This window comes from Embleya sp. NPDC020630, assembly GCF_044334985.1.
GTDB lineage: Bacteria > Actinomycetota > Actinomycetes > Streptomycetales > Streptomycetaceae > Embleya.
On sequence record NZ_JBIRUB010000045.1, the window covers coordinates 23,855 to 35,032 of the forward strand.

The 11,178-nt window shown below is 69.1% G+C and carries 7 protein-coding genes and 3 CRISPR repeat arrays; of the genes, 4 read left to right on the forward strand and 3 right to left on the reverse strand.

Annotated elements, in window-relative coordinates:
* Positions 1-68: 68 nt before the first annotated feature.
* The gene (locus tag ACH4XV_RS47635; RefSeq protein WP_395800757.1) at positions 69-587 is read right to left on the reverse strand and encodes a hypothetical protein; all 519 of its coding nucleotides are present in this window, start codon (positions 585-587) and stop codon (positions 69-71) included.
* Between the two features lie 78 nt (positions 588-665).
* Between ACH4XV_RS47635 and ACH4XV_RS47640 the strand changes: the two genes are divergently transcribed.
* Entirely contained in the window at positions 666-1,544 is an 879-nt protein-coding gene (locus ACH4XV_RS47640; protein WP_395800759.1) for a hypothetical protein, read from the forward strand.
* A gap of 166 nt (positions 1,545-1,710) precedes the next feature.
* A CRISPR array of direct repeats spans positions 1,711-2,617; the repeat unit is 37 nt; unit sequence GTTGCGATCCCCGGTCGGTCCGAGGACCGACCGCCAC.
* A gap of 304 nt (positions 2,618-2,921) precedes the next feature.
* Here the strand turns inward: ACH4XV_RS47640 and ACH4XV_RS47645 are convergent.
* Complete coding sequence (locus ACH4XV_RS47645) at positions 2,922-3,170, reverse strand: type II toxin-antitoxin system RelE/ParE family toxin (protein ID WP_395800761.1); 249 nt, start codon at positions 3,168-3,170, stop codon at positions 2,922-2,924.
* Positions 3,167-3,433 (reverse strand): hypothetical protein, encoded by a 267-nt coding sequence (locus tag ACH4XV_RS47650; RefSeq protein WP_395800763.1) that lies wholly within the window; start codon positions 3,431-3,433, stop codon positions 3,167-3,169. Before ACH4XV_RS47650 ends, ACH4XV_RS47645 begins: the two co-directional genes overlap by 4 nt.
* Before the next feature lie 1,052 nt (positions 3,434-4,485).
* Between ACH4XV_RS47650 and ACH4XV_RS47655 the strand changes: the two genes are divergently transcribed.
* The 3 genes from ACH4XV_RS47655 (at position 4,486) to ACH4XV_RS47665 (ending at position 10,404) form a co-directional block, all read left to right on the forward strand.
* The gene (locus tag ACH4XV_RS47655) at positions 4,486-5,376 is read left to right on the forward strand and encodes an SMI1/KNR4 family protein (RefSeq protein WP_395800765.1); all 891 of its coding nucleotides are present in this window, start codon (positions 4,486-4,488) and stop codon (positions 5,374-5,376) included.
* Between the two features lie 155 nt (positions 5,377-5,531).
* The gene (locus tag ACH4XV_RS47660) at positions 5,532-5,822 is read left to right on the forward strand and encodes a hypothetical protein (RefSeq protein ID WP_395800767.1); all 291 of its coding nucleotides are present in this window, start codon (positions 5,532-5,534) and stop codon (positions 5,820-5,822) included.
* A 156-nt stretch (positions 5,823-5,978) separates the two neighbouring features.
* Positions 5,979-7,096: direct repeats of the CRISPR family, unit length 37 nt; unit sequence GTTGCGATCCCCGGTCGGTCCGAGGACCGACCGCCAC.
* A 416-nt stretch (positions 7,097-7,512) separates the two neighbouring features.
* A CRISPR array of direct repeats spans positions 7,513-8,343; the repeat unit is 37 nt; unit sequence GTTGCGATCCCCGGTCGACCCGAAGGTCAACCGCTAC.
* 858 nt (positions 8,344-9,201) lie between these two features.
* The gene (locus ACH4XV_RS47665) at positions 9,202-10,404 is read left to right on the forward strand and encodes a methyltransferase domain-containing protein (protein WP_395800769.1); all 1,203 of its coding nucleotides are present in this window, start codon (positions 9,202-9,204) and stop codon (positions 10,402-10,404) included.
* Positions 10,405-11,178 lie beyond the last annotated feature (774 nt).

The following is an 11,178-nucleotide window of genomic DNA, read 5'->3' on the forward strand; positions in this document are numbered from 1 at the left end:
TCGACCCGAAGGCCTGTCGCCACATCGGTCGGGTCGCCTGCGAGACCCCGACGTCGATGTTGCGATCCTTACGTGCACCCTGGGGCGGCCCTCTCTGTCAGTGTGTGGTGAGACGCGCTCCGTGCGACAACTGCGCCGAACACCTCGTCGAATCGGTGTGCCCGGGCGGTGCTGACCAAGTGGTAGGCGCCGCTGGCAGGACGCCAGGAGTCGGCGGTGTAGTAGGCGACTTCGGCGGGCGTGAGTACGCGCAGGTCGCCGAACACGTAGAACAGCGGTATCGGGGCGTTCGCGCCGGCGAAGACCAACCCGGCCCGCACGCACGTCCGCGAGACGGCGTACCGTTCGGAAGTGGTGCTCGGCAGCGACGTCTTCGCGTCGATGGCCACCAGGTCCCGACCGCGTGAGGCAATCAGGTCGGGAAACTGCCGCAGCGCCGTGTCGGAGCGTCGCAATGCCTCCCGGATCGCGGAGGGGTAGGTGCCCTGTCCGCACCGGTGCGCGGTCCAGCCGCGGTGTTCCAGTTCCCGCATGACACGGACTTCGTGCAGTTCGCCGACGGTCTTGCGCGTGTCCCAGTCGGACATCGGTCTCTCCCCGAGAAAGTGGCCGTGGTACCAAGACGAACGGTTCCGTCCTACGACGGTACCGGCTAGCATGCCCCCATGACGGCATACGTTGACCCACGCTTTCGTCCCACGCTCTGGCCGGGTGTCGTCGTCCCCACTCCGCCGATCCGGCCATTCGACGAGGTCTGGATCGACGGCGACTGGATCCGTTGGAACCCCAGGCCCTCCACGGGACAGCCGGCCGAGCTACCGGAGGACTTCTACCTGCGGGAACTCATGGAGACTCCCGCCGACGACCTGGACGCCGCGGCCCAACTCTTCGTCGAATACGGATTGTTGTTTGACCTGGACCGCCGTGACCTGTACTTGGTGAACCTCGCTCACGAGGAGACCGACCGGATCGACGCCATCCCCGATCCCGGATCCGACGACAACCCCTACCCACTGGGCGTCCACCGCGATCTGGTCCGCCTCCACCTGGAAACCGCGCAGGAAGCGGTCACGACCTGGCTCGCCTGCCAACGTGAGGGGGGCCTCGAGGAACTCGTGGCCCCCCGGATCACCGAGGCCGAACTTACCGCCGTACGTGCCCAGAACCCCGACCACGACCCCCCGTGGCCGGCATCCCTCGACGAACTGCGCGCCGCCCGCATCTGGGGCCTCGTGGGCGGCCTCGAGGACGCCCTCACCGGGGCACTGAGCCGGTTCAGCATCGGACCCGGCGACCTCGCCGACCGCAACCCCACCGTCTACTCCGTCGCCTTCCTGCAGCTGTACAACCACCTCGCCGAACAGGCCACCACCCGACGCTGCGCCAACGAGAACTGCGGACGACACTTCGTGCGCCAGCGCGGACGTGCCGCCTACGGCCAACACCGCACCAGCGGAGTCCTGTACTGCTCCCGTGAATGCGCCCGCGCCCAGGCCCAACGCAACCTTCGCCGTCGACGGAAACAACAACTCGATACTCCGTGACTCGACACCGAAATGGATTTCGGCCAGCCGAAGGCCGGTCGCCGCCCCGACGGCCAGGGGCAGGCTCGCCGTTCGCGCGCGCAGCAAGGACAAGCTGCGCTCCTCGGCGAGCCTGAAGGCCAGCCGTCCAGGGGGACCCGGAGCACAAGCAGCACCAGGCGCCCGAGTTGCGACCCTTGGCTGGCTCGAGAGCCAACCGCCACCGGCACCCGCACCCTGGGGTGTGCCGCCACAGGCGCGGTGCGGTCCACACCTGGCTCGAAGACTGACCGCCACCTTTGCCCCTTCTTCAAGTCCGCAAGCCAGCTCACGTTGCGATCCACGGTCGGTCCTCGGACCGACCGCCACGGCGTGTCTCGTCCAGGTCGTTGGACAGCGAAAGGGTTGCGATCCCCGGTCGGTCCGAGGACCGACCGCCACCCCCGCCCGCCGTGCGGGTGGAGTCCACGGACGTGGTTGCGATCCCCGGTCGGTCCGAGGACCGACCGCCACGATCGAGAGGAGCGCCCGATGAGTCCCGAGCCGAAGTTGCGATCCCCGGTCGGTCCGAGGACCGACCGCCACCGGGCCCATCTCGCGGGCGTGCACAACGTCAACGGGTTGCGATCCCCGGTCGGTCCGAGGACCGACCGCCACGCGAAACCGCCCCCGGCATCGGCACCGGCCGACCCGCGTTGCGATCCCCGGTCGGTCCGAGGACCGACCGCCACCGGAACATCGCAGGTCGGCGGCCGGAACCGAGCCGGTTGCGATCCCCGGTCGGTCCGAGGACCGACCGCCACCAGGGGGCTATGGTGTCCGTGGTGGGGCCGCGCTGTTGCGATCCCCGGTCGGTCCGAGGACCGACCGCCACCGCCGGGCCCAGGGTGGCCAGCGAACGGTCGACGTTGTTGCGATCCCCGGTCGGTCCGAGGACCGACCGCCACGGGCCAGGTCGGTGGAGCCGTACTTGAACCAGTCGCAGTTGCGATCCCCGGTCGGTCCGAGGACCGACCGCCACGTGGGGTCGGGGTTGCTCGTGCGACCGCCCCGCCCGGTTGCGATCCCCGGTCGGTCCGAGGACCGACCGCCACCCTGCCCGAGCAGGGAAATCCCCTCGAAGATGATGCGTTCGGAAGCCCGCAGGCATTCACGTTCGCGATCAAAGCGGACTTTCGACCTCGGCGCAGTCGGCGTGTCGCGTGTGTGCTCGACGTTCCGAGGTCGGGTGCGTCCTGGCCGCGGTTCCGCATCCGCGCCGACACGACCGCAGCCTACCTCTCGACTCCGACCACACTCCGCAACGAACACCGGCGGGCACCAAGGCCTTGCACGTCGAGTACGTCTAGGCGCCGTTCGTCGGTATCGACGTGGTGTCTCTGGGTCGGTTCGCGGGTTTCAGTGGGGTTCGGGTACGGCGCGGACGATGGTGACGGTCAGTACGGATGCGGAGACGAGGTAGACGATGAAGACGTCGGTGATGGTGGCCTCGCGGCGGTCCTTGTCCCCGCCGAGGGCGGTTCCGTGGGCGTAGGGGTCGTCGGCGAGGCGGTCTATCGCCTTCTCGACGGTGGTGCGTCGGGCGGGTGGGAGTTTGGCGAGTTCGCGGGCGGCCTCGGGGGCGTATGCCACGCGGTAGACGCTCACGGGACGAAGGGGGTGCCGTCGGCGTTGACGAGGCCGGTGAGGTCGCCGGCCTGGATGCGGTCCATGAGGGCGTCGTCCTCGGCGCGGGCCCGCTCGGGGAGCGCGTAGTGGAGGACGGCGACGCGGGGGAGTTCGTCCAGGGGGGTCTCGGCGACGGTCTTGTCGAACTCGGCCCGGCGTTCCTCGGGGAGCGCGGCGCGGATCTCGCCGAGGGTGTTCGGCAGCTCGACGGTCCTGCCGTCGACGGTCGTGGTCCTGCCCACCGTGTCCTCCCCGATTCCGTTCGGCCTCTCGATCGGTCCCAGTCTGCCCGGACACCACGGACAACGGAACCCGAAACCGCCCGAGCCCCGGAGAACACCGGGCATGACGAAGCCGCCGGAACACACCCGGACCTCGGTAGCCGAAGCAGCGGAAGGATATGCCGAGACCGACCGCTCTCCCTGGCTGCGATCCCGGCCGACCCGAAGGTCGACCGCCACTGCTCGCCGGTGCCTTGGTAGTCGACCCACGAGTTGTTGCGATCCCCGGTCAGTCCGAAGGCCGACCGCCACCTGGACCTGGGTGGACACGGAGGTCTGGGTGCCGTCGTTGCGATCCCCGGTCGACCCGAAGGTCAACCGCCACCGGGCGGAGCTGCTGCGGCGGCTGCGGCGGATCAAGTTGCGATCCCCAGTCGACCCGAGGGTCGACTGCCACCTGTGTCATGCCCAGACAAGTGCTGACGACCACCATCGTTGCGATCCTCGGCAAGCCCCAAGGCTGACCGCCACCTGTGCGCAGTCTCGGCAATCCGTCTGAGCTCCCGGTTGCGACCCTCGGCTGGCCCGCACTTGAGGGCTCGGGACCTGCCGCTGATTGCCATGGTGTTGCGATCCCCGGTCGGTCCGAAGGCCGACCGCCACAGCGGGCTCGGCGTCGCCAGGCCGCCGTCGTTGGTGTTGCGATCCCCAGTCGACCCGAGGGTCGACTGCCATATCGCGGTGACGCCGTCGGCGACCTCGACGTTCGGGTTGCGATCCCCAGCCGACCCGAAGGTCGACCGCCACACGGGCGTGCGCAAGGGGCGCAGCCTAGCTTCAGGGAAACCATGTCACCGGCCGCAAGTGGCAGTGATCAGTCTTCGAACCTGGCAGGCCGGGGCAGTCCAGGTCGGCTCCGCGAGCGCGGGGATGTTCCCGGACGCTCACACCTCGTGCACACCGGCCGCCCATTGGCCCCGCGAACGCGGGTGACATAAGTTGTCGCCCCCGATCACCAGATGGTCGGCCCCTCGTTTCTTCCCAGGATCGCGGGCGTGCGGGAGTATTCGTCGGTGACCGGACCCACCCGCCTGACGCGACTTGTTCCGCCACCCGCCGATCCCGTCGATGCCGAAGGCGACTGGACCGCGGCGGAGAACGCGCTCGGCGTTCGACTGCCCGACGACTACAAGTGGTTGGTCGATGCGTACGGGTGGGGAACGTTCTGCGACTTCCTCTCCCTCCGTACGCCCTTCGGGTCGAACCGACACAACGGCATCGCGTGGCAGGAGACGTACCCGATCCACGCGGCAGAGCCGGACCGGGAGCGCTACCCCTACCCTCTGCATCCGACGCCGGGGGCGTTGCTCGTCTGGGGTGCCACCGTCGACGCCGACCGGCTGTGCCTGCTCACGGTCGGCGCGCCGCGGGACTGGCCGGTGGTGGTGTGGAGCAGCGAGGGTTGGTACGAGACCCACGCCATGGGCGCGGCCGCGTTCGTCGCGGGATGGATCGAGGGGACCCTGGTCTCCCGTCTGTTCGGAACCGCAGACCCGGACCCGGTGCCCTGGTTCGACACCGCCCGTCCGCGTACGCACAGGTGCCTGCGGTTGTCCCGGAGCCGGTTCGCGCATCCCGTTCGTCTGCGGCTCCTGCGGGAGGCGTTGGCCCCCACGGTGGATCGTGGCGAATGGCAGTCGGATGGAGGCGACGAGTGGCAGAGCCACTTCGCGACGGCGGACACCGGCTGGCTGCTGCTCTACGAGGCACCCCACCCGCATCAGATCCGCATCGACTTCCCGCCCGAGGACGCGGACGCGGCCCATCGCCGCCTCCTCGACGCCGTCCACCACATGGGCTGCGAGGTCCTGTGCGTCACGGCAAACGACGGCACCCCGGTACCGGACCAGGACAGGGCCATGCACGAAGTCGGCCCCCCGCCCGCGCCGGATCCGGCTCCTTGACGACCCCAGCCCCCGCGCCGCGGTGCGCCGGATACCTTCCCGGGCCGGCGTGCCCCGCAAGGTGTGGTCGATCCGGCGCAGTGGTGGATCGCTTGTCCGATCCACCGAGCGGGGATGGTCGTACGGAAGTCCGGCTCGGTGGATACGGTCGGCGTGTGGACAGTGATCGCCAGCCGGGCCGGGACGACGTCGAGGCGTGCCTCGTGGCGCTGCTCGAGGGTCGGATGAGTCGTGACGCCGCCGACCGGTGGGCCGCGCAGTGGATCGGGCGTGACTCGCACGACGACGGGAGCCGACTCGAATGGGACGAGCCGACCCGGTGGGCGCTGGGCCTGTTGCACGGCGTCGACCTGAGACACGGGCCCGACGAGGACTACCTCCACGACGACGACCAAGTACGGGAATGGCTGAACGAACTGCGCGGCTGTGCTCGCCGACCGGCCTGACCCACGTCCCCGTGCATCGGTGCCGTTGGCCCGCGTAAGTGGAGAAGCTTCCACCACCCCCGCGAAAGCGGGGATGGTTCCATCTCGATGTAGTGGTGCTCGGACCGCTCGCAGTCGGCCCCGCAGGCACGGGGATTGCAACTATGAACGCGCAAGGTTGCGATCCCCGGTCGACCTGGAGGTTGACCGCCACCCCCATGTCAGGGTCGACTCCAGCGCGGCTAGAGGTTGCGATCCCGACCGGTCCGAGGACCGACCGCCACGTCGCGAGCCCTACCGTCGGCGGATCAGCCTCCACGGTTGCGATCCACAGTCGACCCGAAGGTCGACCGCCACCTGGGCGCTCGCGACCTCGCCGCAGTCGATGTCGTCGTTGCGATCCACAGCCGACCCGAAGGTAGACCGCCACAGCAGAGCGAGGAACAGCTCTCGGGCCACCTCGCCCTGCGATCCCCGGCCGGTTCGAAGCCGACCGCCACGGCACAACAGCAGGCGCTGGCGACGGACGCGATCAAGTTGCGATCCCCGGTCGGCTCGAAGGCCGACCGCCACCCCCGATTCGGCGTACCAGGCATTCATACCGGCGGAGTTGCAACCCCCGGCCGGTCCGAAGGCCGACCGCCACCCACGACGATTACGGGTGCTTAGGACAACATGAAAGAGTTGCGATCCCCAGCCGGTCCGAAGACCAACCGCCACTTGACCGGCCGGGTCCAGTCCCGGCCCGGCTACCAGATCCCCGGCCGGTCCGAGAGCCGACCGCCACCATCATGGCCGCTGCATCGGGTGCGGCGCACGGAGAGTTCCGATCCCCGGTCGGCCGGAAGGCCGACCGCCACATCGGCGTACTGGGCGTCGACGGGCTGCACATGCCGTTGCGATCCCCGGCCGACCCAAGGGTCGACCGCCACCCCGATCACGACGTGGCTGTTCGCCAAGGCCCTGGAGTTGCGATCCCCGGTCGGTCCGAGGACCGACCGCCACGGTCGTCACCGGGTGACGTCACCGGGGTGACAGGCGTTGCGATCCCCGGTCGGTCCGAGGACCGACCGCCACTCACCGCCAGGCTTCCCGCCGGCCTTCACACCTGCTGTTGCGATCCCCGGTCGGTCCGAGGACCGACCGCCACCTAAAGCCGTTGGTCGAGAGCCGTTCTCCACAGAAGTTGCGATCCCCGGTCGGTCCGAGGACCGACCGCCACTCGCGGATCCCTGAACAGGGCGTTTGCGATCTGGGTGTTGCGATCCCCGGTCGGTCCGAGGACCGACCGCCACCCTGCCCGAGCAGGGAAATCCCCTCGAAGGCGATGCGTTCGGAAGCCCGCAGGCATTCACGTTCGCGATCAAAGCGGACTTTCGACCTCAGCGCAGTCGGCGTGTCGCGTGTGTGCTCGACGTTCCGAGGTCGGGTGCGTCCTGGCCGCGGTTCCGCATCCGCGCCGACACGACCGCAGCCTACCTCTCGACTCCGACCACACTCCGCAACGAACACCGGCGGGCACCAAGGCCTTGCGCGTCGAGTACGTCCAGGCGCCGTTCGTCGGGTGCGGCCGTTGCGATGCTCGGCTCGAAGGTCGGTCGCCATCGTTCTCGAAGTTGAGCGCGTACTGATCCCCGTAGTTGCGACCATCAGCCAGCCCGAAGGCTGGCCGCTACCTGACCGTCTGCAAGCGGATCGTGGGCGACCCCACGTTGCGATCCCCGGCCGACCCAAAAGTCGACCGCCACGAGTTGGTGACCGGGCGGGCGCCGCCATCGGTGATGTTGCGATGCTCGGCCAGCCCAAAGGCTGACCGCCATGAGGCGGAGCGGGTGACAACCGACGTGATGATGGCGTTGCGACCCTCGGTCGGTCCGAAGATCGACCGCCACCTGTTGCTGCGCAACCCGTCCGAGCCGATCACGATGTTGCGATCCCCGGCCGGTCCGAAAACTGACCGCCACTCTTTGAGGTACGCGATCGCGTCCTCCGGGTCGGCGTTGCGATTCCCGGTCGACCCGAAGGTCAACCGCTACGAACGCACACTGCGCCTCACCGTGGCCGCGCTGATGGTTGCGATCCCCGGTCGACCCGAAGGTCAACCGCTACAGGTCGGTGCACGGCGCCGACCCGGGCGTGACCGCGTTGCGATCCCCGGTCGACCCGAAGGTCAACCGCTACGCGTCATCGCCACGCTCTACCGGGCCCTCCGGCGCGTTGCGATCCCCGGTCGACCCGAAGGTCAACCGCTACCGGGGGCATCCGGTGCGATGTCCGGCTGGACGGCGTTGCGATCCCCGGTCGACCCGAAGGTCAACCGCTACCTCGTAGCCGGTCATCCACCGCTGCCTGTAGGCGCTGTTGCGATCCCCGGTCGACCCGAAGGTCAACCGCTACGCGTGGTCAGCGAGTGGGCGGCCGGCGGATCCCGAGTTGCGATCCCCGGTCGACCCGAAGGTCAACCGCTACGATGAACTCGGTGACGTTCTGGCTCACCGTCCGCTTGTTGCGATCCCCGGTCGACCCGAAGGTCAACCGCTACCCTGCCCGAGCAGGGAAATCCCAGCGAAGACCCGAGGTTGGAAGTCTGTAGAGAATCACATTCGCGATCAAAGCGGACTTTCGACTTCGGCGCGGTCGGCGTGTCGCATGTGTGCTCCAGGTTCCGAAGTCGGAACGCACCATCCCCTGCGGCCCCTTCGACACCGACACGCCGCAGCCTATCCCTCGATCCCGAACGTGCCCCCACAGACCGAGTATTGACCGGCTCGTGGACCAGCCGTACAACGTGATCCGCCGAAGTCGGGCGGCTTGGACCGCAGTTGCGATCCCGCAGCGCGGGACAGGAGTTGTAGGCACCATCGTGTTCCTGACATCGAAGGTCACGCCATCGGGTCATTCTTGACCCGGGGAAGTGCGGTCGGCGTGGGAGTCGCTGCGCAACGACGTCGGGGGAACACGCTTGCATACGTCGAAGGAGGTCCGAGCCGTTAGGTCTCGATGGACGGGGCGTTCGGAGCTTGATCCGAGGGCGCCGAGCGCGTTGAGTACCAGGCCGGTGGAGCGGCGGAGAGAGCCGCGCTGCGGGCCGTGGGGGTTTTCGCCGATGGTCGACCGGTCCGGTCGCTGTGGTCGGTACTCGTCCTGTCCCGCGTCGCGGGGGATTCCGTCAGCCCGAATGCGGTCCTACGGTGGTCGGGTACCGCATCCGTCACGGACCGTGTCGGTGCTCGCGGGGCCGTACCCCGCTCGACGGGTACCGACCGCTGCGAAGGAGCCGAACATGGGTGATCACTCCAGCCCCATCGAGAAGGACGGGAATCAGCCCGGCCGGCCGATACCGCCGCCGATCCTGCCCGACAAGCCACCGAACCCCGGAACTCCCAAGAAGGACAAGTGAGTGACGAGTGACGCAGCGGAGCGGGCCCCCGAGGGTCTGCTCCGCCTCCTGGAGCAGGTGACGGGGCCGTTGCCGGCTCCCTGGCGCAACGCGTTCGAGCACGTTCCCCGTGCCGCGTTCCTGCCGGACGTCGTCTGGGTGCAAGTCGCCGACGGGCTGCCGGATCACGTACCGTGCGACCGGACGACGGATCCGGAACGCTGGGAGGCGGAGGCGTGGTCCGACGCGCCGGTGGTCATCCAGGTCCGCGACGGCCGCGACCCCGGACTGGGGGAGCCGGCCTGGCCCTCGTCGTCGGTCTCGCAACCGTCCATCGTCGCGGCCACGCTCCTGACACTCGACGTCGCGGACGGACACCGCGTCCTGGAGATCGGCACTGGCGCTGGCTGGAACGCGGGACTGCTCGCCCATCGCCTGGGCGGGGCGAACGTCGTCACGGTGGAGGTCGACCCCGGGTTGGCCGCGGCGGCACGCACACGACTCCACGAGCTCGGACTGCACCCGACCGTGGTGACCGGCGACGGGGCCGAGGGGTGGGCCGCAGGCGCGCCGTACGACCGGATCGTCAGCACCTGTTCGGTGACCCGCGTCCCCACCGCGTGGATCCGACAGACGACACCAAACAGCCTGATCGTCACCCCTTGGGCCACCGCGTGGGCCACGTACGGGAACCTCGTCCTGACGCCGGACCGCCACGGCGGCGCGCGCGGCCGGTTCACGCACGGCGGAGCGTTCATGACGATGCGAAGCCATCGTTCCCGGGTCCGCAACGTCGCTGGGACCGTGGTCCGGGCCGACGACGTCCCCGACGAAGGCACCACCACGCTGTCACCGTGGGACGTCGCAGGCGGCGACCGCCGTGCCGAAGCGGTCATGGGCCTGATGCTGCCCGGCCTACGTACGCACTGGAACGACGACCCCGAGCCGGGCGACGACTTCCGCTCCCGGCTGTGGATCTGGGACGACGCGCTGACCTCCTGGGCCACGGTCGACTACGACGGCCGCCAACTCGACACCTTCCACCTCCGCCAACACGGGCCCCGGCGGCTGTGGAACGACACTGTGGCGGCCTGGTCCTGGTGGACCGGCGCCGGCCGACCGGCGTTCGACACGTTCGGCCTCGACGTCGGCATCGACGGCGCCCAGACCGTGTGGTGCGGTGACTCCGGCGGCCCATCGTGGCCGGTCCCCGCGCATGCCTGACAGTCGAAATGCCTATCGACCGGATGTGTCCGTTCCCCTGACGGCTGCGCCGCTACGTAGCCGGGCTCAATGTCCCGAAGGCCGGTCGCCACTCGGCGTTCGCAATGTCCGCTCCGGGTGCGTTGCGATCCCCGGCCGATGACCGACCGCCACAGCTACATGTCCCACCGCTCGACCAGGACGCGCCGCCGCCCGGGTGCACGCCGTTGCGATCCTCGGCCAGCCCGAAGGTTGACCGCCATCACCCACGTCAGACGCCGTGACCGGGGGGACTGTAGGTTGCGATCCCCGGCCAGCCCGAAGGTTGACCGCCATCAAACCCTCGACGTACACCACCCTCGACGCCGGGCCGTTGCGATCCCCGGCCAGCCCGAAGGTTGACCGCCATGGGGCGGACTGTCGGGCCGGTTGTGCGGCGGCAGTGTTGCGATCCCCGGCCAGCCCGAAGGTTGACCGCCATCTGTGCACACGTGCTCGCGTGCCCTCGTGCACACGAGGTTGCGATCCCCGGCCAGCCCGAAGGTTGACCGCCATGGTCGGACTGGACGAGCACCACAAGCCGGTGATCCGGTTGCGATCCCCGGCCAGCCCGAAGGTTGACCGCCATAGCGCATCGGCCTCGCCGACCCGCGACTGATCCGCGTTGCGATCCCCGGCCAGCCCGAAGGTTGACCGCCATTAGGTCGCGTATCGGGTTGTGATCAATCTGTGGGATTCGTCGTCAAGGCGGTCCTGGTCTGGTAGATCGTCTTGGTGTGACGCGAGAGCAACTGA

Excerpts from the sequence above, each read along its gene's own strand:
- ACH4XV_RS47635 (WP_395800757.1), bottom strand. The coding sequence starts at position 587 with ATGTCCGACTGGGACACGCGCAAGACCGTCGGCGAACTGCACGAAGTC.
- ACH4XV_RS47640 (WP_395800759.1), top strand. The coding sequence starts at position 666 with ATGACGGCATACGTTGACCCACGCTTTCGTCCCACGCTCTGGCCGGGT.